Genomic DNA, 23,483 nt, shown 5'->3' with positions numbered 1-23,483 from the left:
AATGAATATAACCCAAACTTATCACTTCTTAGCGGAAGGAATAATTATTTATCTAGCTTTGCTTCCGTTTAATTTCTATCATTATGGAAATGTACCGGTGTGGTATTACTTGGCGATTTTAGCTGGTATTGGGATTGTGTATTCTTTCATCTCGAATAGGACGAACAGCTATTTACCTTATATTGCGTTTATACCGGTAGTATTTCTATTATTTTATATAATAGAATACCCACTCTTTTTAAGTATAATTTTTTCCGGCTTATTTGCTTGGCGTTATATTGCGATACGGGGAAAGGGTTTTCTTGGTTATGAGTCTACTTATATATCAGCGACTTTGCTTCTAACGATACTTGGCATATTTTTAATGCGAAATTTTGATGTAGTAATTGTATTTATTACACAAATTGTCGTAATAGTATTAGGGTTTACATTTAGTAATTTATTAGTGATTGAAAAAGAAAATCAAAGAGCTTTTCATAAGACAGAATGGGCAAAAATAAGTGGATTTTTTCTTGGGACAATCCTAATAATCTATTTGTTATCTGATACTCTGTCATGGGTAGCAAGTAAGTTTTGGTCTGGAATTGGTGGTGGAATTACCTTATTTGCTAGTCTCATAGCTCGTTTTTTTGAATGGCTTGGGATCAGTGATTTCTTCAAAAGTGGTGTGAACCAAATGGAGCCTATAGAGGGTACACCAGGATTTGCTGAAGGTGAAACAGTTGAGATGCATTTTGAACCTTCGGATGGTGATCATTTTAATTTATTACTAGCTATTTCTATAGGTGCAATAGTACTATTCCTTACGTTCATTATTTATAAATCTATGAAATCAGAAGCTTATGAAACTGAGGACCTGGAAGCGAATGGTTTTAACATACAGCCGGACGAAGTTAAAGATGATGGTCGATTTTTCGGTAAAGTCTTTAAAAGAAGGAAGTTAAAACCAAATCATCCTATTCGAAAAATTGTCTATGATTTTGAGAGGAAAGCATCTAAGGCTAAACTTGGTAGAATGAGCCATGAATCCATAGAGAATTGGTTTGAACGTATCGGTTTAGAAGGTGATATTCAGGTATACCAAAAAGTACGTTATGGTGAACAAAGCACTACGGTTGAGGAAGAAGATAAGTTAAGGAACATGATTAAACTATTTGAGCAGAATTTGTTAAAAAACAATAAAGTAGATAATACTTAACTTTTTATTACTTACCTGTCATAATATAAAATATAAAGTTTTCTAGGGTTCCGCATAATATGGTCTGGTCCGAGAGAAAACGCACGGAAGTGTACACGGAGGGAGAAAAGCCCGGGAGGATATCAAGAATAATGATATCTTCCCGGGCTTTTTTTATAGGCGGAGTATTTTTTAAAACTCCACATCAAGATGAGGTGATTAGATGAATAAATATTGGAATTTATTATGGCTTGGTGTTTTCTTTGAAATTGGTTGGGTAGTGGGATTGAAGCATTCATATAATTGGTGGACATGGGGATTAACTATCATTGCAATTTATGTCAGCATGCATGCACTCGTTGTTGCTTCTAGCAAGCTACCAGCTGGAACAACCTACGCAGTATTTACAGGGACAGGCGCAGCGGGTACAGTAATCGTGGAAATGCTTGTCTTTGGTGAGCCATTTCAACTTGCTAAAGTTGGTTTAATTGTATTATTGCTAATTGGTGTCATAGGCTTAAAGACGGTGACTAAAGAGAAGGAACAGGAAGGAAGTACGGTTTAAATGGAGTGGATACTATTAATTATTGCAGGGATAGGGGAAGTACTTGGAGTTACAGGGATTAATCAAGTCAATAAAAAGAAAAACCTATGGAGCTTTACGTTACTAATTGGTGGATTTACCGTAAGTTTCATATTTCTTGCCTTGGCTATGCAGTCTATCTCAATGGGGACGGCATATGCAGTATGGACGGGTATTGGTACGGTAGGTAGTGTGCTCATAGGAATGGTTTTTTACAATGAACCAAAGACTTTCTTGAGAATATTGTTTATGTGTATGGTCCTATCAGCAGCTGTCGGACTAAAACTGATATCCTAATAAAGATAAGATAATCCCCACACAAAGTAGAGATACTAATAAGGTTGTCATCATATACTTCATTGCAGCTTTTAATTGGTTATTCATGATCAACTGCAAAGATTCGTTGCCAAAGGTTGAAAAGGTAGAATATGAACCACAAAACCCGACGCCGAAAAATAACCAAAGGGATTTGTTTAGCACATCATTAGAATAATAATAGAGTAAAAAAGCCAATATAATTGACCCGGAAATATTGGCAATCCAAGTAGCTATTAAGCGTTTATTTAGTTTGATAGAAATATAAAACCGGAGGATGCTGCCTACTAATCCCCCTAGTGCAACGATAATAAAATTCATATAGTTCTCTTTCCTTTATTTGCTAGTTTATAACCCATAAAACAGAATAAGATTCCCCCAATAACACTAATGCAAACATAAATAAAACTTAACAAAAAGTGATTTACACCAAGCTCTATCGTTTCAACAGCAAAGGTAGAGAAGGTTGTAAATGCACCGATTGCCCCGGTTGTAAATCCTATGGATATTGTCGGGGGTACATTTCTTCTAAACCATTTACTAGCTAATAGAAAGCTTAGCAAAAAGAGGCTGGGACATAACTAAAAGTATAAGTTGAGAACCTGAACGATACGCCACATTAGCTCCGGAAATATACGGAGACTCCTACGGGAGGATAGGCATCGGTGAGACCCCTCAGAGCTTTAAGCTCTGAGGAGGCTTACCAGCCGCCCGTGGAAAGCGTAGTATATTTCCGGAGCGGGTCTATGCGCTATTCATGTTCGTTCGGATTTTAATCAACTAAAACTCTTTTGTCCCAGCCTCTAAAGTTTCAATTGGAAAAAGGAAACGATTTTCCACAAAAACAGAAATACTATAGCGTCCAACAGCACCAAACATACCACCTATACCTACTGCAAGGTATTCTTTCCAGGATGTTAAGTGTGTTGGCATGATGGGCATAATCCATAGATTTCAAATTTATGATCTTCAATTTCATAGTTAGCTAAGGTTCTTTTTACTTCATCCATTGGACAGACCTCAATTTCTTTTGTTTTTCCACAATCCTTACAAATAAAATGATGATGGTGATGATGTGTGCAATTCATTCGAAAGTGCTTTTCCCCATTTAATTCTGTAGATTCCAGAATTCCTACTTCATTATAAAGATGTAAATTTCGATAAATGGTATCAAAACTTATTCCTTCATGTGTTTCTTCTAAATGCTGGATAAGGTCTTTTGCAGTACGATATCTGTCTTCATTCTCAAAATATGTTAAAATATCTTTTCGCTTTCCCGTGGTTTTGAACCCTTTTTTCTTTAAAAGTTCGATTGCTTCAGAGGTATTCATGTTCTTGCCCCCTTTGTTGCTACTGGTAATTTTTTATATCCTATTGCGATTAATAAAATAATAATTGCTACAACAACAATGGTTCCACCAGGTGGAATATTTAAATAATATCCTGCTATTAATCCTATCATAACAGCTAACTCTCCAAATACAATAGCGAGAAACATCATTTGTTTAAAACCTTTCGCTATACGCATACTTGCTGCAACAGGTAATGTCATCAAGGAAGAAACCAATAACACGCCAACTATTTGGATGGAAGCGGCAATGACTAATGCAGTCAAAATGATAAATAATAAATGTATCTGTTTGGAATGAATTCCGGAAACTTTAGCATGTTCCTCATCAAATGATAGAGTGAATAACTCTTTATAAAATAATGAAATGATAACTAAAACAAAAATAGTGATAATAAATATGGTAATAAAGTCTGTTCTACTTACAGCTGATGCAGAACCAAATAGGAAATTCATTAACTCCGTGTTAAACCCATCCGCTAATGCAATAAAAATAACACTTAGACCTACTCCTCCTGAAAGAATAATAGGAATAGCTAATTCTTGATAAGCCTTGTAGACACTTCTTAACTTTTCAATGAATATAGATCCCATAACGGAAAATAATAAGCCACTATAAATAGGGGATAGTATCATAATGGAAAACTTCTTTTCTAGGAATAGACCAAAAGCAATTCCGGCCAAAGTAACATGGGAAAGTGCATCAGCTATTAAGGAAAGACGTCTAACCACAATGAACGTTCCTAGTAGTGGTGCGATAATTCCAATTAATATTCCAGTAATAAATGTTTGCCTCAAAAAGTCATATTCTAATAAATCTGCAATCATTGGTTCTCCTCCAACATTAATGATCGTGTGAAATAATATTCACGTCATGACCATAAAGTTTTGACATTTCCTTTTCTGTTAAATTCTCGTATTCTTCTGGTTTTCCGTGAAAATGAAGTGTTTTGTTTAGACAAGCGATATTAGTGGCATATTTTGTCATTGTCCCAGTATCATGTGTCACTAATAACAAGGTAATTCCATTACGTTTATTTAATTCATGTAGTAGCTCATAAAATCGTTGTACATTCTCATAATCTACCCCAACAGTTGGTTCATCTAAAATAAGCAATTCAGGCTCACTAACTAATGCACGTGCGATAAATACTCGTTGTTGTTGCCCACCAGACAGATTTCCGATATTTTCATAGGCGTACTCACTCATTCCAACGGCATCAATAGCCTGAAGGATTTTTTCCTTATGCTTATGATTAAAAAATCTAAGATATCCCACTTTACTAGTAAGACCAGAAGACACTACTTCGTAAACGGAAGCAGGAAACCCTTTATTAAAGGAGTTAGATTTTTGTGACACAAAGCCAATTTTATTCCAATCTTTAAATTCCTCAAGAGATTTATCAAACAAAGTTAATCTCCCGCTATCAGGTTTTGACATCCCAAGGATTATTTTGATTAAGGTTGTTTTTCCTCCACCATTGGGTCCTAAAAGGCCAACAAAGGCTCCTTTTGGAATTTCAAAGTTTATATGATGAAGAATGGTTTTATTCTCGTATGAAAAGTTAATATCTTGTAAAGAGATAATTGAATTCATATTCAGGTAGCTTCCTTTCATTTGGTTGCTTGAGCTAACACATTTAGGTTATGTCTCATTAATAATAGATAATCCATATTTTCTCTAATGTCCTTTTCTGTTAGGACTGCTAAGTTATGAATGGTCAATGCCTCAGCACCAATATAATCTTGTATAATACTAGATACTTTACTAGTTGCATTTTGTTCAAAAATGACGTATTTCAGTTTACTCTCTTTAGCCTGTTCTATAATTTGAACTAAATCACGTTGCGAAGGTTCGCTAGTGGAAGAAAGTCCATTAATTGGAATTTGGGTAATACCATATCGTACTTCCCAGTATCCATATGCTGCATGGGAAACAAGAATTTGTTTATCTGTTTTGCTTTGTAATGTTTCTTGAAATTCTAAATCAAGTTTAGACAAATCTTCTTTTAATAATTGATAATTAGTATGATAAAGCTCTTTATTCCTTGGGTTTAATTGGCTTAAGTATTCCGTAATAATGTGACTCATTTCAATCATCCGAAGGGGATCTATCCATATATGTGGGTCATGGTCACCGTGGTTATGTCCGTCATCATGGTGATGATTATTAGATTCTTCCTCGTGATTATGCTCATCCTCATGATGATTTTCTTCAAACAGTTCTTCATGATTCCCTAGTTCAATAAGTTCAATCTCTTCAGATTCCAGAGCATCTGCAATGCTTTCGGAGAATCCCTCCATTCCTGCTCCCATGTAAATAAACGCATCACCTTTAGCAAGAGTAGTTAATGTTTTTGTTGTTGGTTCATAGGAGTGAGCATCAACTCCTGGTGGAAAGACGGATAAGGCCTGTATGGTGTCTCCACCTATCTTTTCAACTGCATATTGTATAGGATAAACCGATGTATATATTGTTAGCTTTTCCTTTGTTTGATGATTAGTAGCTTCGTTTTGGCATCCAATAAGGAGGATACTCATTAGTATAATCGAAAAAAATAAGTTAAAAGGTTTCATTTTTTTATCACTCGATTTCATATAATTCATATTGACTAATGTATCTTATCGTAATCGTTTCGATTTGTAAATAGGAATGATTACGATTATAGAGAAATATTATGTTTATTTTCCCACGAGACTAGATGGCTATACTGATTCATAAAGACTTCCTTCGAAGTAAATCATTCAGAATTAGTATCTGAGGGAAGTGATTTAGAAAAAAAGATAATAGAAATGTAATAATTTTTATTGCGAAATGTCTGAATATAATTTATAGTGAATATAGATGGATAGGAGACTGTCCTTAATTTTTTACCGTAAAAATGAATGAGTATTCATTCAAAATGTGATTGGGGGACAAAACATGAAGCGAACAATCAAGCGTGCTGCGGTTTTAGGCTCGGGTGTAATGGGTTCCGGCATTGCTGCACATCTAGCAAATATCGGTATTCCAACATTAATGCTTGATATAGTACCAAGAGCATTAACAGAAGCTGAGGAGAAAAAGGGACTTACCCTTGAGGATAAGGCAGTACGAAATCGAATTGCATCGAGTAGTAAGCAAGCACTATTAAAACAAAAACCATCACCTATCGTATCCATTGATAGTCTCGACTTAATTGAAGTAGGGAATATGGATGACGATATGGAAAGATTAGCTGATGTGGACTGGATTATTGAAGTTGTTGTCGAAAGATTAGATGTTAAAAAGATTGTCTTCGAAAAGGTAGATCAGTTTCGTAAAAAAAGTTCCATTGTAAGTTCAAATACTTCCGGTATTTCAGTAAATGCAATGGTAGAAGGGCGTTCAGAGGAATTTAAAAAACACTTCTTAGGAACACACTTCTTTAACCCACCTAGATATTTAAAATTATTAGAAGTTATTCCTACTGAGCACACAGATCCAGAAGTACTCGCATTTATGAAACAATTTGGTGAAGACGTGTTAGGGAAAGGTGTTGTAGAAGCAAAAGATACACCTAACTTTATTGCCAATCGTATTGGAACATATGGATTACTTGTTACAGTTAGAGAGATGCTTAAAGGTGGATATAGTGTTGGCGAGGTAGACTCTGTAACAGGTCCACTTATTGGTAGGCCAAAGAGTGCTACTTTCCGCACATTAGATGTTGTTGGATTAGATACCTTTATCCATGTAGCACGAAATGTCTATGAACAGGTAGAAGGTGCAGAGAAGGACGTATTTGATATACCTGAATTTATGTTGAAAATGCAAGAAAACGGCTGGTTAGGTGCAAAAAGTGGTCAAGGATTCTTCTTAAAGAAAAAAGAAAAAGGCGTAAGTACAATTTATCAATTAAACCCTGAAACATTGGAATATGAAGATCGTGGAAAATTGAAAACTCCAGCTGTTGAGTTGGCTAAGCAAGCAAAAGGACCTCGCAATAAATTGAAAGCGCTTGTAAACATGAAAGGTGACCGTGCTGGAGACTTAATTTGGAATATATTAAAACCTGCTTTACTTTACTCGGCCGAGTTAGTGGGTGAAATTGCAGACGATATTGTTGCAATTGACCAAGCAATGAAGTGGGGATTCGGTTGGGAAATAGGTCCATTTGAAACTTGGGATGCGATTGGCTTAAGAACTTCTGTAGATCGTATGAAGGAAGAAGGGGAAGACATACCAAGTTGGGTATTAGAGTTACTTGAATCTGGTCATGAATCCTTCTATAAACAAGACAATGGTGATGTGTTCTACCTAGTCAATAATGAATATAAGAAGCAAGAATTTAATCCGAAAGAAATCAATATTAAACGCCTGAAGGATGTTCAAGGTGTTATAAAAAAGAACACGGGAGCAAGCTTAGTTGATATTGGTGATGGAGTTGCCTTACTAGAATTTCATTCGAAAAGTAACGCAATCGGCTTTGATACCATCCAAATGGTTAATTATGCAGTAGAAGAAGTTGGAAAAAATTATGAAGGTCTAGTCATTGGAAACCAAGGTAAGAACTTTAGTGTTGGTGCTAACTTAGCCTTAATGCTAATGGAAGCACAGGATGATAACTTCTTTGAACTAGATATGGTTGTGAAAATGTTCCAAGACATGGGAACAACGATTAAATACTCCGACAAGCCAGTAGTGGTAGCACCATTTAATATGACACTTGGGGGAGGAGCTGAAGTATCGCTCCCGGCAGCAGCTATTCAAGCATCTAGTGAATTATACATGGGCCTTGTTGAATTTGGAGTTGGCCTTATCCCTGGTGGCGGGGGAACAAAAGAACTTTACTTAAAGGAACTACGAAATCTAGCAAAGGGCATTAACTTCGATCTGACCAAAGTAGCCAATGATGTTTTCGAAAAAGTGGCAATGGCGAAAGTTTCAACATCTGCACAAGAGGCAAGAGAAAATGGGTTCTTAGATGCAAATGATCGGATTAGTGTTAACCCAGACCATTTAATCCATGATGCAAAACAACGTGTATTGGAACTTGCTAAAGCAGGATACAGAGCTCCAAAGCGTGAGAAAATTCCAGTTGTTGGTGATGCTGGTTACGCAGCAATGGTACTTGGTGCAAAAACATTACAATTTGGTGGATATGCATCGGATCATGATGTGAAAATTGCTGAGAAGTTGGCATATGTATTATCAGGTGGTCGTATTAAAGAAGGTACGTTAATTGACGAACAAGTCATGCTTGATTTAGAACGTGAAGCTTTTCTAAGTCTAATTGCTGAACCGCTAACACAAGCTCGTATGCAGCACATGTTATTAAAAGGAAAACCACTGAGAAACTAGGGAGGGGGAAATAGAATGAGAGAAGCAGTTATAGTAGCAGGTGCTAGAACCCCTGTAGGAAAAGCAAATAAAGGGTCATTACGAAATAGCCGTCCAGATGATTTAGCAGCATTAACTATTAAAGAAACATTGAAACGTGCTGGTGGTTATGATGGAAATATAGATGATGTCATTATTGGTTGTGCAATTCCGGAAGCAGAGCAAGGAATGAATATGGCTCGTAACATTGCAGGCCTTGCGGGGCTGAAAACAGATGTACCAGGTATTACGATTAATCGATATTGTTCTTCTGGTCTACAGAGTATTGCATACGCATCGGAACGTATTATGCTTGGTGCGAGTGACACAATAATTGCTGGTGGTGCTGAGTCTATGAGTCTAGTACCAATGCCAGGTCACGTTATTAAACCAAACCCTACATTAGTAGCTGATGCACCAGGATATTATATGGGGATGGGACATACAGCAGAAGAGGTAGCAAATCGTTTTGGTATCTCTCGAGAAGACCAGGATGCCTTCGCTGTACAAAGTCATGAGAGGGCGGCAAAAGCAATTGCTGAAGATAAATTTAAAGAGGAAATCGTACCGGTAGAAATTACAGAACGTTTTATCGGGAAAAACAACAAAGTGGAGGAAAAATCCTTCCTCTTCGATACTGATGAAGGTGTTAGAGCAGGAACAACCATGGATGTACTTGCAAAACTACGCCCAGCCTTCCATGTGAGGGGCTCTGTTACAGCTGGTAACTCATCACAAATGAGTGATGGCGCTGCTTCGGTTCTGGTAATGGACCGAGAAAAGGCAGAAGCAGAAGGCCTGAAACCATTAGTGAAATTCCGTTCCTTTGCAGTTGCAGGAGTTGAACCAGAAATAATGGGGGTAGGACCAGTCAAAGCAATTCCAAAAGCAATAGAAATTGCTGGGTTAAGTCTATCTGATATTGGACTATTCGAACTGAATGAAGCATTTGCTTCCCAATCTGTGCGAGTAATTCAAGCACTAGATTTAGACACAAATATTGTAAACGTAAACGGTGGAGCAATTGCACTAGGCCACCCTCTAGGCATGACCGGAACAAAACTAACCCTAAGCCTTGCCTATGAAATGAAACGAAAAGGCATTCAATTCGGAGTCGTAACCATGTGTATCGGCGGCGGAATGGGAGCAGCAGGAGTATTCGAACTCTTGTAAGTTAGTAGGCTGGTAAACTAATTAGTCATTGAAAGCTTTTACTATAGTTTTAGTTTAGTTAAACTTGTTAATTACACTGAGCGGCCCGAATACACGGAGACTCCTGCGGGAGGATAGGCATAGGTGAGACCCCGCAGTGCATTAGCACGAGGAGGCTCACCAGCCGCCCGCGGAAAGCGAAGTGTATACGGGACGCGGACTTGGGAAGAAAGGTATAGCGAGATTTAAACAAATTTAACTTTCTAATGAAAGGATGTATATAAAATGAGTGAAACAAAAGAAAGATTATTCAAAGGTGGATCCTTCCTAGTTGAAGACCTAACAGGAGAAGATATCATTACTCCAGAAGACTTCACAGACGAACACAAAATGATTGCCAAAACAACAGAAGACTTCGTCGTCGGAGAAGTATTACCACTAGTAGAAAAACTAGAAAACCATGAATTCGAACATTCTGTAGACCTATTAAAAAAAGCAGGTGAACTTGGCCTACTAGGTGCGGACGTGCCAGAAGAATACGGTGGTCTTGCGTTAGATAAAATCAGTTCATCCTTAATAACAGAAAAATTTGCTCGTGCTGGTGGGTTTTCTATTACTCATGGGGCCCATGTAGGAATCGGATCGCTTCCAATTGTATTCTTTGGTAATGAAGAACAAAAAGAAAAATATCTTCCAAAACTTGCAACTGGGGAACTTATCGCAGCATATGCATTAACGGAGCCAGGTTCAGGTTCTGATGCTTTAGGTGCCAAAACAACTGCTAAATTAAACGAAGCAGGAACACACTATGTATTAAACGGCGAAAAACAATGGATCACAAACTCCGCTTTTGCTGATGTATTTGTTGTTTATGCAAAGATTGATGGTGAACACTTCTCTGCATTTATTGTTGAAAAAGACTTCCCTGGTGTTTCTACAGGACCGGAAGAAAAGAAAATGGGTATTAAATCATCTTCTACTCGTACGTTAATTTTAGAGGACGCAGAGGTTCCAGTAGAAAATCTACTTGGTGAAAAAGGCCGCGGGCATATTATTGCCTTTAATATTTTGAATGTAGGTCGTTATAAGCTTGCAATTGGTGGTGTAGGAGGGGCAAAACGTGCTCTAGAAGTTGCTACACAGTATGTAAACCAACGTAAACAATTTAACACACCGATCTCTAAGTTTTCATTAACTCAAGAAAAGCTTGCAACAATTGCATCTGAAATTTATGCGAACGAAAGTGCAGTATATCGTACTGTTGGATTGTTCGAACAACGTATGGGTTCTTTAACTGATGAACAATTGAAGGATGGTCGTGAGATTGCTCGTGCCATTGCTGAATATCAAATTGAGTGCTCCATGAACAAATATATGGCTACTGAATTACTTGACCATGCAGCAGATGAAGCGGTGCAAATGCACGGTGGTTATGGTTTTATGCAAGAATATGAAGTGGAACGTATCTACCGTGACTCTCGTATCAACCGTATCTTTGAAGGTACAAACGAAATTAACCGTTTACTAGTTCCAGGTACATTGTTGAAGAAGGCAATGAAAGGTGACTTACCTTTATTCCAAAAAGCAATGAGCCTTCAAGAAGAACTGATGATGATGATGCCAGAAGAGCCAGGTACTGAGCCTCTAGAACAAGAAAAGTATCTATTAAGAAATGCGAAGAAGATCGTACTACTTGGTGCTGGATTAGCAGCACAAAAGTACATGCAAAAGATTGAAAAAGAACAAGAAATTCTTGTGAATCTTGCAGATATGGTTGCGGAAGTTTACAACATGGAAAGTGCAATCCTTCGTACAGAAAAAGCAATCAATGCTACTGGTGCTGATAAAAATAAACAAAAGATTCTTTATACGCAGGTTTATGTACAAGAAGCATTCAACCGAATTGAAGCTGATGCAAAAGAAACGTTAATTGCAGTTGAAGAAGGAGACACATTACGTATGATGCTTTCGTCACTTCGCAAACTGACTCGTCATACTCCAACTAATGTAATCGCTAAGAAACGTGAGATTGCTGCAGGAATTATTGAAGCTGAAAAATATACTGTTTAATTAATAGAGTTCATGATGTTAAAAATGTGAGGAGCTTGATTTTAACAATCAAGCTCCTCTACTAATTTTCTTCAATTGATTTAAATTAAAGTGTGGGTGATACCATTGAACCAAGAATTACTTAAACAAATAGAAAATGTTGTCGGAGAAATATATAGTATTTCAAAATTAGAAGAACAAGGTTGCACTTCCATTGTACAAAAGATTAGTGCCTTATCAGGGAATTTTATATTGAAAAGCTCTTCTGAGGATAGATATAGGGAGTGGCTTGAGACCGAAGCCCAGGTACTGAAGAAATTAGTTAAACAAACCAAAATATCTGTTCCGCATTACTATGGGTTTATAAAGGAAGAGGACAAAAGCCACTTACTGATGTCATTTGAGGAAGGAATCTCATTAACTACTGCATTAGAACATGCAAATTTCCAAGAGAAATTAGCATTAATAAAAAGTTTTGGTAGTTTTATTAATCAACTTCATGAATTAGGTCCAATCAACTCGTTGAATCATGACAATAATTGGTTAGATGTTCAATTAAAGATTGCAGAGCAAAACTTAGAACAAGGTGGAGTAGATGGAAATATCCAATTACTAGATAAATTAATATCTCATAAGCCTTTACCAGTAAAGCAAACTGTTATTCATGGAGACTGTACTACTGACAATGTTTTAGTTATTCATGGGGAAGTTAAGATGTTCATTGATGTTTCAGGTATGGCAGTTGGTGACCCTCGGTACGATGAATCGTTAGCGATTGGTCGTTTGAAACAAAATCCAGAGTACCTAAATGCTTTTTATGAGGGCTATACTCGTTATAAAGTTTCAAACGATGAGTATTCATATTTTGATGAGGGACTCTATGAATTTTTCTAATTCGGTAATGTTAGGCAAGTTCTTTTAAAAAGCTAGAATACATCACTTTAGATTCTAGCTTTTTTCTCTTGTCTTACTTGCTAAGTTTTAAAACATATTCTTCGACTACCATACCTCTTGCATTTGCAAAAGCCTTATCTTCAGATATAATTTGAAAATCACATTTATTAAGTACCTTTAAAGAGGCCAAATTATCTTTGGCTGCACGAGCAAATATTGGCCGGATGGTAACCAAATTTAAAAACATTTTCAACGCTTCTGTGGCTATTCCTTGGCCCCAATGTTCTTTTCCTAACCAGTAGGTGATTTCAGGCGAACCGAACATTTCAAATTTAGCAATATGGCCAACTACTGTATTATCTTTTATGATAGTCTTGATGATTACCGTTTCGTCAGACATGATTTTATTCCAATGCCTCAGGAATGCTTTCTCGTCTAATGGATCTTTAGCTGTAAATGCTGCCATATAGTTTGCACTTCTATCTGTTTGATAGCTATAGAATATGGGCAGGTCACCCTCATTTACGTCTCTTAGAACTAATTCATTTTTTATCATAAATAATCACTCCGTATCTATAGAGGAAAGAATTTTCGTCCTAGCGTACCGATGGCATATCCAATTATTACCCCGGCAGTATTCAATATTAAATCATCTACATCAAAACTACGTGATATCACCCCGTTAATCGACAGCAACAATTGCATTACTTCAATGAATAATGTACTCCCTAGACCAATGAAAGAGACTTTAAAGAATGTAACTCGATTTAGTAACAGTAATACAAAAATTCCAATTGGAATGAACACCACTACATTACCTAATAAGTTTATAACTTGAAGTGTGAAGTCTTGGTGGTGATTAATGTATAAATTAATAGTTTTAAATGGTATTAGATTAATAGAAACATGATTAGGTACTACCGATGATGTTGGAAATAAGGTTAAGTAAAGTAAGCTTTCTCCATACGCAATGAGTAATATAAAAGTAATCTCTCGGAGTTTATTATTTTTAATCTTCATTTTCTTCCGATACGAGATACGTAACGGTATATATAGGAAGAGTGTTATTGCAATAAACAGTATTGGTAAATCGTTAATATAATCCATTCTAACTCCTTACGTTTTTAATATTAAGACTAGTATAGCATTTAATTTAATAGATTTAGATTTAATCTCCAAAAAAATTAGCTAGATAGTTTTAATTCCCATTTTGTATAGCACATCATACCCGCTTCGGAAATACACTACGCTTTCCGCGGGCGGCTGGTGAGCCTCCTCGCGCATACGCACTGCGGGGTCTCACCGAAGCCTATCCTCCCGCAGGAGTCTCCGTGTATTTCCTACGCTAGTTTTGAGTGAAAAAAAGATTAACAATTAAAACCAAGACAATCATTATTTGCTAACTTAAAGTAGGAAACCTAAACCAGCGCAGGCAGAATACGTAGACTCCTGCGGGAATAGCACGTGTCCGAAGACCCCGCAGAGGTGAACTTTCCTCGAGGAGGCTGAGGCCGGGCCCGCGGAAAGCGGAGTATTCTGCCGGAGCGGTGTCGTACAGCTGTACCCAATAACTAATTCTGTTGTAATTAAACTAGTTACCGCACAGTTTCTATCAATTGCAACTAACTTTGCGAAAGAGCCTTAGCAAATGAAGTGTTCCCCCTTATAATTCGACACAAATCATGGTAATATAATAGTAATAAAGGAGGGGTATTGTGGCACTTACATTTTACTGGTATCCAAACTGTGGAACATGCAAAAAGGCGAAGAAATGGTTTGATGAGCATAACGTTTCCTATAACAGCATACATATTGTGGAAGAAACACCTTCCAAGGAAGAAATATTAGAGCTAATTGAAAAAAGTGGACTTCCTGCTAAAAAATTCTTTAATACGAGTGGTAAGAAGTATCGTGAATTAAATATAAAAGAGAAGATTCAGGATGCAACAAACGAGGAAATGGCAGAGATCTTAGCTTCAGATGGGATGCTTATTAAACGACCAATTGTCACCGATGGAAAAGTGGTTACGTTAGGTTTTAAAGAAGAAATATTTCAGAGTAGCTGGGTCTAAATAATAATACTAGCAATAAACAAATATAGGTTGTATAGTAAATGTACAACCAATTATTCGGAGGGATTACAATGAGCTTACCAAACGATTTATTATATTCAAAAGAACATGAATGGGTAAAAAAAGAAGGTAACACGGTTCGTATCGGTATTACAGATTTTGCACAAGATGAACTAGGTGATATCGTATTTGTTGAACTTCCAGAGGTTGGAGATGAAATCTCTGTTGATGAGCCATTTGGAAGTGTTGAATCTGTGAAGACTGTATCTGAGTTATATGCACCTGTAAGTGGGAAAATTGTCGAAGTTAATACTGAGTTAGAAGACAGCCCTGAGCTTGTTAATGAATCTCCTTATGAAAATGCTTGGATGATAGTTGTCGAGCTTAGCAACGAATCTGAACTAGATGAACTATTATCATCAGAAGCCTATAAAGAACTGATTGAGCAAGACTAATTTGATATTGCATTATACACTGACTTTTTTCCTGCTTTAAGGGAAAGAGTCAGTTTTAATTTCAAAGATTTCTAGACATCTAGTTGTACTAATATGACGCCTTGCGTTTTCAAATAGAGGGGGATCTATCATGATTTCACATCATTCTGAACGTGTAATAATAGTGGAGGGGCTAACTGATAAAAGGCAGCTTGAGAAGGTAATTGAAGATCAGGTTACGATTATTTGTACAAATGGAACCTTTGATATAGAGCGATTTGATGAAATGTTAGAAACCTATCAATTAGATGAAAAAGATGTTTATATTTTTGTTGACGAAGATAAATCCGGGCTGAAGCTTAGAAAGCAGCTTTCTCTTGAATTACCACATGCAGAGCATATTTATGTAAGTAGTGAATACCGTGAAGTTGCAGCTACACCGGAAAGAATATTAGCTATGCTATTACTTGGTAAGCAAATTTCAGTCAATCCTCATTATTTAGTCTAGCTTACAGGTAGGTGATTTTTTGAAGCAATTAAACGAGGAAACATTAGAAGAAAAAGATTTGTTACTATATATTTATACACCTTTTTGTGGAACCTGCCATCTAGCAAGAACCATGTTGGAAAAGATAGAAAGTGTGCACAAGACAGATGTTTTCTATGAAATGAATGCATCATTTTTTCCTGAATTTATGCAGGACAACAAAATAGAAAGTGTTCCCTGCCTGTTAATAAAAAAAGATAATATAATTCGTGAAAAAGTATATGTGTTTCACTCTATACCTAATATTTATAGTTATCTATTAGAATACCAACCAGAGTTATTTAAAGAAAATATTTAAAAAAATTTCTTTTTATGGTTGACACATATTTACTCTGGTGCTATAGTTAGTTTTATCGAAAATTGAATAAATGATTTATCTCTTATCCAGAGCGGTGGAGGGAAAGGCCCTATGAAACCGCGGCAACCTTCAAACATTCGTGTTTGAAAAAGGTGCTAAGTCCTACAAAGCATTAGCTTTGAAAGATGAGAGAACGTGAAGATCTAATATATATTATTACGTCTTTCTGTTCTCTTACAGAAAGGCGTTTTTTGTTTGTAATAAAATATTCTGTGTTCTCGAAGTTAAACGAATGTGGAATAACGAATAGTACATCATAGAAATAGGAGGGATGCTCTGGTGATATCCATTGAAGGACTGTCGAAAATATTCCGTCTCAATCAAAAACAAATTACTGCAGTAGATAATCTAGATTTAACCATACAAGATGGTGAAATATTTGGTGTGATTGGTTATAGTGGCGCTGGGAAAAGTACATTGATTAGGCTGTTAAATCGTTTAGAAGAACCAACTTCAGGTAAAATAACAATCGGCGAACAAGAAATAACTGCTCTTAGTAAAGATAAACTTCGAGTTGCTAGGCAGAATATAGGTATGATATTTCAGCATTTCAACTTACTCTGGTCAAGAACAGTAAGTGAAAATATAGCATTTCCGTTAGAGATAGCTGGAGTATCTGTAGAGGAAAGAGAAAAGCGAGTAAATGAGTTAATTGACCTAGTGGGGCTATCAGGTAGAGAAAATGCTTATCCCTCGCAGTTGAGTGGAGGTCAAAAGCAGAGGGTTGGTATAGCTAGAGCATTAGCTAATAATCCAAAAGTATTACTCTGTGATGAGGCAACATCTGCTCTAGATCCAGAGACTACAAATTCAATACTAGACCTACTAGTTGATATTAACGAGAGACTTGGGTTAACCATCATTCTGATTACTCATGAAATGCATGTCATCAGGAAGATATGTAATCGGGTTGCGGTAATGGAAAATGGAAAAATTGTTGAAAAAGGTGAAGTCCTAGATGTGTTCCTAAAACCTAAGCAGCCGGTAACTAAGAAATTTGTAGAGCAAGTGATGGGAAATCAAGATGGAGATTTAGAACAATTATTAGTAGATCATACAACTGGTGAGCTTGTTCGATTACATTTTGTAGGGGAATCGGCAAACCAAGCCCTAATTAGTAATATATCCAAAGAATTCAATATAGAAGTGAACATACTTCAAGGGAAGATTACACAGACCAAATTAGGTGCCTATGGTACATTAATTGTCCAAATCAATGGCGAGCAAAATGAGGTAAAGAATACAATTCATTTTATCAAAGAGAAAACCTCAGTAGAAGTGGAGGTTTTAGCCCATGCTTAAGGAATTATTCCCTAACGTAGTACTGGAAGAACTCATCGTCGCAACAGGGGAAACATTTTATATGACACTTCTGGCACTAGTAGGAACAGTTATTTTTGGAATTATATTAGGCCTCTTACTTTATTTAACCTCTAGTGAGAATCTATGGGAGAATAAGGGTTTAAATTTAATTGTAGCAACAATCGTAAATATATTCAGAGCTATTCCTTTTATCATCTTAATTTTGTTGTTAATACCTTTCACAACCTTTTTAATGGGTACATTTAGAGGGTCGAACGCGGCTTTACCTGCTTTAATTATTGGTTCTGCTCCATTCTATGCGAGGTTAGTAGAAATCGGTTTACGTGAAGTGGATAGAGGAGTAATAGAAGCTGCACAATCGATGGGGGCGAAAACAAAAACAATTATCTTTAAAGTGTTATTACCTGAATCAATGCCTGCTCTAGTTTCTGGAGCAACCGTAACAGCAATCGCACTAATTGGATACACGGCAGTTGCTGGGGTTATCGGTGCTGGTGGACTAGGAGATTTCGCCTATTATCATGGATTTGTACGACGAGATTTTGACGTTGTGTTTGTTTGTACAGTATTAATCATTATTATTGTTTTCATTTTCCAATTTATTGGTGACTTGATTACTAAGAAATTGGATAAAAGATAAATAACATAAAAATAAGGGAGATTACAAAAATGAAGAAATTATTATTTGTACTATCGATTTTACTTATTGGACTTTTAGCTGCTTGTGGAAATGATGAGGTTATTAAAATTGGCGCAACTAGTACACCACATGCTGAGGTTCTAGAAAAGGCTAAACCTATTCTTGAAGAGGAAGGTATCACAATTGAAATTGAAGAGTATTCCGATTACTTCTTACCTAACTTAGATTTAGATGAAGGCGCAATTGATGCTAACTATTTCCAACACATTCCATTTTTTGAAGGCGAAACTACAGATCCAGATAAAGCATATGATATTGTTAATCTAGGTGGCATTCATATTGAACCAATTGCAATTTATTCAAAAGGAATTACAAGTGTAGAAGAGATTCCAGAAGGCACAGAAGTAATTATCAGTCGTAATGATGCAGATCATCTTCGTGTTCTTGAGTTGTTTGAAGCAGAAGGATTAATTAAGGTTTCAGATGATATAGAGGATCCATTAACACTATCACAAGAGGATATTGTTGAAAATCCATTAAATCTACAGTTCTTATTTGGAGAAGTTAATCCAGAATTCTTAATTGAGGCTTATAACAATGAGGAAGATACTCTTGTGGCAATTAATACAAACTATGCAATTGAAGGTGACTTAAAGCCGCTAGAGGATGCATTATTTGTTGAAGGTGAAGAATCTGATTATGTAAATATTATTGCTGCACGTGCAGAAGATAAAGATAATGAGGACTTGAAGAAAATTGTTGAAGTTCTTCAATCAGAAGAAATTCAAAACTTCATTATTGAGAAATATGATGGAGCGGTAGTACCTGTTGGTGGAAACAATTAATTTTAATAACAGTAAATCCTATTTAGGGTTTACTGTTTTTTTTGTTTAACTAGTAAATAACAGTATATGCGAGTAAAAGTGTAAATGTTTATGGATTAATCCATTATTTAGATTATAGCGGGTGTGATGTAAAAAGAAACTAAAATTGGCGACTAAATCAGACTTGGTGTCCACCATACCTTCATGCTAACATTGAAATTGTCATTACAACGAAAGGATGATTCACTATTAATAGTGAGATAAAGATGAACTATACCTCGGAAATGGAAAAAGCTATGCAAACGTCACACCATATGGGGTATGCTGATTATTGTCGTAAACTAGAAAACCGAATGAAGGTTGAAAGGAGACGGCAAGAGGAATACAATAAATGTAAATATATTGTTGCTGAAATTGATAGTAATATTTATAGATGATACATGTGAAACTGAGGTTTCCCTCCTGGGAATCCTCAGTTGTTTTTTGGCTTGAAGATTCTATTTGAATACCTGTTTTATCCTATATTATAGGGACATCTTTCAACAACCCAAATAAGTTGATAATCGATTCGAAATGCTATAAGATTGTAATGAGAATAAATTGAGAATGGATATCGATATTTTACATATCCAAATATCATAACAATATATGGAGGTATCAATATGGCAGGATCTGTATTAGAAATTAAAAATCTTCATGTGTCAATTGAAGGTAAAGAGATATTAAAAGGTGTTAATTTAACCGTTAAGGGTGGAGAATTCCATGCTATTATGGGACCAAACGGTACTGGTAAATCAACGTTAGCATCTGCTATCATGGGTCATCCTAAGTATGAAGTAACAGAAGGAAGCATTCTTCTAGATGGTGAAGATGTACTTGAAATGGAAGTAGATGAGCGTGCACGTGCAGGTCTATTTCTAGCAATGCAATATCCAAGTGAAATTAGTGGTGTTACAACTTCAGATTTCTTACGCTCAGCTATTAATGCGCGCCGTGAGGAAGGCGATGAAATTCCACTAATGAAATTTATCAAAGGTTTAGACCAAGATTTAGACTTCTTGGAAATTGATCAAAGTATGGCAACAAGATATTTAAACGAAGGATTCTCTGGTGGAGAAAAGAAACGTAATGAAATCCTTCAATTAATGCAGATTAAACCAGATATCGCAATTCTTGATGAAATTGATTCTGGTCTAGATATCGACGCATTAAAAGTGGTATCCAAAGGTATTAATAAAATGCGTGGCGAAGATTTCGGTTGCTTAATCATTACACACTATCAACGTCTATTAAATTATATTACTCCAGACTTTGTGCACGTAATGATGCAAGGTCGCGTTGTTAAATCTGGCGGTCCTGAACTAGCTCAACGCTTAGAAGCAGAAGGATATGACTGGATTAAGGAAGAGTTAGGTATCGAAGACGAAACAGTAGGACAAAACGCTTAATAGTTAGGAGGGGTAATATGACTGTGGACACAAAGCTACCTTATGATAGAAGCTATATTGAACAGTTCTCAAGTCAGCATAATGAACCAACATGGATGAAAGAATTACGTGTTAGTGCATTAGAAAAAGCTGAAACATTAGAATTACCAAAACCAGATAAAACAAAGATCGGTAAATGGAATTTTACGCAATTTAAACATGTTGCAACGGGAGAAACTATTTCTTCATTATCTGAGTTGCCTACTGAAATCCAAGATTTCTTTGATGTAGATGCGTTACCAGAGAATCTTGTAATTCAACGTAACCAAACAGTTGCATTTGCAAAATTGAGTCCAGAATTAGCAAATAAAGGTGTTATTTTCACGGACATCTTTACAGCGTTGAAAGAGCATGAAGAATTAGTAAAACGATATTATATGAAAGATGCTGTTTCAATTGATGAACATAAATTAACAGCACTTCATGCAGCATTAATGAACGGGGGAGTTTTCGTTTATGTCCCTAAAAATGTTCAAGTAGAAGAGCCAATTCAAGCTATATTCTGGCAAGAAGATCCAGAAGTAGCACTAGTAAATCATGTATTAGTTGTTGCTGAAGAAAATAGTAGTTTAACATATGTTGAAAACTATATTTCTAATAATAAGGATGAAGCTACAGTTGCTAATATCGTAACAGAAGTCATCGCGCAAGATAATGCGAAGATTTCATTTGGTGCAGTTGATAATTTTGCAGCTGGTACTACTACTTATGTAAACCGTCGTGGTGTTGGATATCGTAATGCTACAATTGACTGGGCTTTAGGCCAAATGAATGATGGAGATACAATTTCTGAGAACGTTACTCATTTAGTTGGTGACGGTGGTGTATCGAATGCCAATGCAGTTACTGTTGGACGTGGTAAACAAACACAGAACTTCACAGCGAAAATGGTTCAATTCGGTAAAAACACAGATGGCCAGATTTTACAACGTGGTGTTATGAAAGAAAGCGCAACTTCAATCTTTAATGCCGTTGGTAAAATTGAACATGGTGCATCTGGTGCCAATAGTGAACAAACATCTCGTGTTCTAATGTTAAGTGAAAAAGCTCGTGGGGATGCAAACCCAATTCTATTAATTGAAGAGGACGATGTAACAGCAGGTCATGCTGCATCTGTAGGACGTGTCGATCCGATGCAACTTTATTACTTAATGAGTCGTGGTATTTCCAAAGAAGAAGCGGAGCGTTTAATCATTCATGGATTCCTTGATCCTGTAGTAAGACAATTACCGATTGATGCTGTTAAGAAACAGTTGAAGCAAGTAATTGAAAGGAAAGTTGACTAATGGATGTTAAAGCCATTAGGCAAATGTTTCCGATTCTTGATCAGGAAGTAAACGGGCACCCATTAGTTTATCTTGATTCGTCTGCAACTTCACAGAAGCCGATATCAGTTATTGAAGCTGTTGAAAACTATTATCGATTTGATAATGCAAACGTTCACCGAGGTGTTCATACACTAGGTTCGCGTGCAACGGATCAATATGAAGGTGCTCGTGAAAAAGTTCGACGATTCATTAATGCTAGAAGTACGGGAGAAATTATTTTTAATCGAGGCACAACAACTGGGATTAATTCAGTTGCTTTAAGTTATGCTCGAGCTAACCTACAACCAGGAAATGAGATTTTAATTACTCCAATGGAGCATCATAGTAATATCATTCCTTGGCAACAAGCTGCTAAAGCTACTGGTGCGACATTAAAATATGTTCCCCTGCAAGATGATGGTACAGTCTCACTTGAGGATTACCGTAAGTTAGTTACTGAAAATACAAAGATTGTTGCAATTGCTCATGTATCTAACGTTCTTGGAACTATAAACCCAATTAAGGAAATTGCTGAAATTGCACATAGCAAGGGAGCTATCCTAGTTGTCGATGGTGCACAAGGTGTTCCGCATATGAAGGTTGATGTACAAGATTTAGACTGTGACTTTTATGCTTTCTCTGGACATAAGATGCTTGCTCCTACTGGAATTGGTGTCTTATATGGAAAAAGAGAATTACTTGAGAATATGGAGCCAGTAGAATTTGGTGGTGAGATGATCGATTTCGTAAGCTTACATGATTCTACTTGGAAAGAGCTACCTTGGAAATTTGAAGGTGGTACTCCTATTATCGGTGGTGCAATTGGCCTTGCAGCTGCAATTGACTTTTTAGAAGAAGTTGGTATGGATAATATTCTGGATCATGAACAAAAGCTGGCAGATTATGTAATGGATCGTTTACGTACAGTAGAAGGCATTAAAATTTACGGACCAGAACATCGTGCAGCACTTGTTACGTTTAATCTTGGTGATGTTCATCCACATGATGTTGCTACTGCATTAGATTCCTATGGTATAGCTGTTCGTGCTGGTCACCACTGTGCACAACCATTAATGAAATGGTTAAATGTTACAGCAACAGCAAGGGCAAGTTTCTACCTATATAATACCGAAGATGATGTTGAAAAATTAGTTGACGGACTCTTGAAAACGAAGGAGTTTTTCGGTAATGTCTTTTAACAACCTGGAAACACTTTACAGACAAGTCATTATGGACCACTATAAAAACCCTCGAAATCGTGGTGTTCTGGAAGGTGACGCACTGACAGTGGATATGAATAATCCCACATGTGGTGATCGTATCCAACTTCAATTACAAGTTGAAGATGGTGTTGTAAAGGATGCTAAATTTGAGGGTGAAGGCTGTTCAATAAGTATGTCTTCTGCATCCATGATGACACAAGCTATAAAAGGTAAAACTGTCACAGATGCACTAAAAATGTCTAAACTCTTTTCTGAGATGATGCTTGGTGAGGAAATTGATTCTGATATTGAAATGGGAGATGCGGAGGCACTAAGTGGTGTTTCACAATTTCCAGCACGTATCAAATGTGCTACCCTAGCATGGAAAGCGATGGAAAAGGGAGTTAATGATAAGTAACAATACTAGAAG

The 23,483-nt window shown here is 36.5% G+C and carries 28 protein-coding genes and 2 riboswitches; of the genes, 19 read left to right on the top strand and 9 right to left on the bottom strand.

The genetic code is table 11. The features are described 5' to 3' along the window. Position 1: 1 nt before the first annotated feature. The 3 genes from BN999_RS09050 (at position 2) to BN999_RS09040 (ending at position 2,057) form a co-directional block, all read left to right on the top strand. Positions 2 to 1,198: a hypothetical protein gene (locus BN999_RS09050; RefSeq protein WP_141249050.1), complete on the top strand. Its 1,197-nt coding sequence runs from the start codon at positions 2 to 4 to the stop codon at positions 1,196 to 1,198. A gap of 31 nt (positions 1,199 to 1,229) precedes the next feature. Next, positions 1,230 to 1,318, top strand: a riboswitch (guanidine-I (ykkC/yxkD leader). Positions 1,319 to 1,400: 82 nt separating this feature from the next. After that, positions 1,401 to 1,742 (top strand): DMT family transporter, encoded by a 342-nt coding sequence (locus tag BN999_RS09045; RefSeq protein ID WP_096271061.1) that lies wholly within the window; start codon positions 1,401 to 1,403, stop codon positions 1,740 to 1,742. Then, positions 1,743 to 2,057, top strand: a complete 315-nt coding sequence (locus tag BN999_RS09040; RefSeq protein ID WP_096271060.1) for a DMT family transporter — start codon at positions 1,743 to 1,745, stop codon at positions 2,055 to 2,057. On the opposite strand, the gene crcB is transcribed toward BN999_RS09040, so the two are convergent. The 7 genes from crcB to BN999_RS09010 form a co-directional block, all read right to left on the bottom strand. Continuing rightward, positions 2,040 to 2,396 (bottom strand): fluoride efflux transporter CrcB, encoded by a 357-nt coding sequence (gene crcB, locus BN999_RS09035; RefSeq protein ID WP_096271059.1) that lies wholly within the window; start codon positions 2,394 to 2,396, stop codon positions 2,040 to 2,042. The two genes, BN999_RS09040 and crcB, sit on opposite strands and share 18 nt — an antisense overlap. Beyond that, on the bottom strand, positions 2,393 to 2,638 hold the full coding sequence (locus BN999_RS09030; protein ID WP_096271058.1) for a fluoride efflux transporter FluC: 246 nt from the start codon (positions 2,636 to 2,638) through the stop codon (positions 2,393 to 2,395). Before BN999_RS09030 ends, crcB begins: the two co-directional genes overlap by 4 nt. A 217-nt stretch (positions 2,639 to 2,855) precedes the next feature. Continuing rightward, positions 2,856 to 3,008 (bottom strand): hypothetical protein, encoded by a 153-nt coding sequence (locus BN999_RS20580; RefSeq protein WP_176481925.1) that lies wholly within the window; start codon positions 3,006 to 3,008, stop codon positions 2,856 to 2,858. Beyond that, positions 2,993 to 3,406, bottom strand: a complete 414-nt coding sequence (locus BN999_RS09025) for a Fur family transcriptional regulator (RefSeq protein WP_096271057.1) — start codon at positions 3,404 to 3,406, stop codon at positions 2,993 to 2,995. The genes BN999_RS20580 and BN999_RS09025 overlap by 16 nt, the downstream gene beginning before the upstream one ends. Further along, positions 3,403 to 4,251: a metal ABC transporter permease gene (locus tag BN999_RS09020; protein ID WP_096271056.1), complete on the bottom strand. Its 849-nt coding sequence runs from the start codon at positions 4,249 to 4,251 to the stop codon at positions 3,403 to 3,405. Before BN999_RS09020 ends, BN999_RS09025 begins: the two co-directional genes overlap by 4 nt. Before the next feature lie 16 nt (positions 4,252 to 4,267). Then, positions 4,268 to 5,020 (bottom strand): metal ABC transporter ATP-binding protein, encoded by a 753-nt coding sequence (locus BN999_RS09015; protein WP_096271055.1) that lies wholly within the window; start codon positions 5,018 to 5,020, stop codon positions 4,268 to 4,270. Positions 5,021 to 5,037: 17 nt separating this feature from the next. After that, positions 5,038 to 5,964: a metal ABC transporter solute-binding protein, Zn/Mn family gene (locus tag BN999_RS09010; RefSeq protein WP_255247428.1), complete on the bottom strand. Its 927-nt coding sequence runs from the start codon at positions 5,962 to 5,964 to the stop codon at positions 5,038 to 5,040. Positions 5,965 to 6,346: 382 nt separating this feature from the next. Here BN999_RS09010 and BN999_RS09005 point away from each other — a divergent pair, with 382 nt between their 5' ends. From BN999_RS09005 to BN999_RS08990, 4 genes are all read left to right on the top strand, one after another. Further along, a complete protein-coding gene (locus BN999_RS09005) occupies positions 6,347 to 8,746 on the top strand; it encodes a 3-hydroxyacyl-CoA dehydrogenase/enoyl-CoA hydratase family protein (RefSeq protein ID WP_096271053.1) in 2,400 nt (799 codons plus the stop codon). A 15-nt stretch (positions 8,747 to 8,761) separates the two neighbouring features. Next, entirely contained in the window at positions 8,762 to 9,937 is a 1,176-nt protein-coding gene (locus BN999_RS09000; protein WP_096271052.1) for an acetyl-CoA C-acetyltransferase, read from the top strand. Positions 9,938 to 10,201: 264 nt separating this feature from the next. Further along, positions 10,202 to 11,986, top strand: a complete 1,785-nt coding sequence (locus BN999_RS08995; RefSeq protein ID WP_096271051.1) for an acyl-CoA dehydrogenase family protein — start codon at positions 10,202 to 10,204, stop codon at positions 11,984 to 11,986. A 105-nt stretch (positions 11,987 to 12,091) separates the two neighbouring features. After that, on the top strand, positions 12,092 to 12,859 hold the full coding sequence (locus BN999_RS08990) for a phosphotransferase (RefSeq protein ID WP_096271050.1): 768 nt from the start codon (positions 12,092 to 12,094) through the stop codon (positions 12,857 to 12,859). Positions 12,860 to 12,932: 73 nt separating this feature from the next. Here BN999_RS08990 and BN999_RS08985 read toward each other — a convergent pair whose 3' ends face one another. Next, positions 12,933 to 13,415, bottom strand: coding sequence for a GNAT family N-acetyltransferase (locus tag BN999_RS08985; RefSeq protein ID WP_096271049.1), 483 nt, complete (start codon positions 13,413 to 13,415; stop codon positions 12,933 to 12,935). Between the two features lie 17 nt (positions 13,416 to 13,432). Continuing rightward, positions 13,433 to 13,966, bottom strand: a complete 534-nt coding sequence (locus BN999_RS08980) for a VanZ family protein (protein ID WP_096271048.1) — start codon at positions 13,964 to 13,966, stop codon at positions 13,433 to 13,435. A gap of 608 nt (positions 13,967 to 14,574) precedes the next feature. Here BN999_RS08980 and BN999_RS08975 point away from each other — a divergent pair. From BN999_RS08975 to sufU, 12 genes are all read left to right on the top strand, one after another. Then, positions 14,575 to 14,931: an arsenate reductase family protein gene (locus tag BN999_RS08975; protein WP_096271047.1), complete on the top strand. Its 357-nt coding sequence runs from the start codon at positions 14,575 to 14,577 to the stop codon at positions 14,929 to 14,931. A gap of 71 nt (positions 14,932 to 15,002) precedes the next feature. Continuing rightward, positions 15,003 to 15,386 carry a glycine cleavage system protein GcvH gene (gcvH, locus tag BN999_RS08970; RefSeq protein WP_096271046.1) on the top strand — a complete coding sequence of 128 codons (384 nt, stop codon included), beginning with the start codon at positions 15,003 to 15,005 and terminating at the stop codon, positions 15,384 to 15,386. 130 nt (positions 15,387 to 15,516) lie between these two features. Then, positions 15,517 to 15,873, top strand: coding sequence for a toprim domain-containing protein (locus BN999_RS08965; RefSeq protein WP_096271045.1), 357 nt, complete (start codon positions 15,517 to 15,519; stop codon positions 15,871 to 15,873). Between the two features lie 19 nt (positions 15,874 to 15,892). Next, positions 15,893 to 16,210, top strand: coding sequence for a thioredoxin family protein (locus tag BN999_RS08960; protein ID WP_096271044.1), 318 nt, complete (start codon positions 15,893 to 15,895; stop codon positions 16,208 to 16,210). 79 nt (positions 16,211 to 16,289) lie between these two features. After that, positions 16,290 to 16,402: riboswitch (SAM riboswitch) on the top strand. A gap of 147 nt (positions 16,403 to 16,549) precedes the next feature. Continuing rightward, entirely contained in the window at positions 16,550 to 17,572 is a 1,023-nt protein-coding gene (locus tag BN999_RS08955; protein ID WP_096271043.1) for a methionine ABC transporter ATP-binding protein, read from the top strand. After that, positions 17,565 to 18,233 carry a methionine ABC transporter permease gene (locus tag BN999_RS08950; RefSeq protein ID WP_096271042.1) on the top strand — a complete coding sequence of 223 codons (669 nt, stop codon included), beginning with the start codon at positions 17,565 to 17,567 and terminating at the stop codon, positions 18,231 to 18,233. Before BN999_RS08955 ends, BN999_RS08950 begins: the two co-directional genes overlap by 8 nt. A gap of 29 nt (positions 18,234 to 18,262) precedes the next feature. After that, positions 18,263 to 19,078, top strand: coding sequence for a MetQ/NlpA family ABC transporter substrate-binding protein (locus BN999_RS08945; protein WP_096271041.1), 816 nt, complete (start codon positions 18,263 to 18,265; stop codon positions 19,076 to 19,078). A 245-nt stretch (positions 19,079 to 19,323) separates the two neighbouring features. Then, entirely contained in the window at positions 19,324 to 19,494 is a 171-nt protein-coding gene (locus BN999_RS20575; RefSeq protein ID WP_176481924.1) for a hypothetical protein, read from the top strand. Positions 19,495 to 19,719: 225 nt separating this feature from the next. Continuing rightward, positions 19,720 to 20,505, top strand: coding sequence for a Fe-S cluster assembly ATPase SufC (gene sufC, locus BN999_RS08940; protein ID WP_096271040.1), 786 nt, complete (start codon positions 19,720 to 19,722; stop codon positions 20,503 to 20,505). A 17-nt stretch (positions 20,506 to 20,522) separates the two neighbouring features. Next, a complete protein-coding gene (gene sufD, locus BN999_RS08935; RefSeq protein ID WP_096271039.1) occupies positions 20,523 to 21,830 on the top strand; it encodes a Fe-S cluster assembly protein SufD in 1,308 nt (435 codons plus the stop codon). Further along, the gene (locus BN999_RS08930) at positions 21,830 to 23,050 is read left to right on the top strand and encodes a cysteine desulfurase (RefSeq protein ID WP_096271038.1); all 1,221 of its coding nucleotides are present in this window, start codon (positions 21,830 to 21,832) and stop codon (positions 23,048 to 23,050) included. The genes sufD and BN999_RS08930 overlap by 1 nt, the downstream gene beginning before the upstream one ends. Next, complete coding sequence (sufU, locus tag BN999_RS08925; protein ID WP_096271037.1) at positions 23,040 to 23,471, top strand: Fe-S cluster assembly sulfur transfer protein SufU; 432 nt, start codon at positions 23,040 to 23,042, stop codon at positions 23,469 to 23,471. The genes BN999_RS08930 and sufU overlap by 11 nt, the downstream gene beginning before the upstream one ends. The last annotated feature ends 12 nt before the right edge of the window (positions 23,472 to 23,483 follow it).

It is taken from the genome of Paucisalibacillus globulus (genome assembly GCF_900184735.1).
GTDB lineage: Bacteria > Bacillota > Bacilli > Bacillales > Amphibacillaceae > Ornithinibacillus > Ornithinibacillus globulus_B.
Note: the sequence above shows the minus strand (reverse complement) of the source record. Positions and strands in the feature narration are given on the sequence as shown.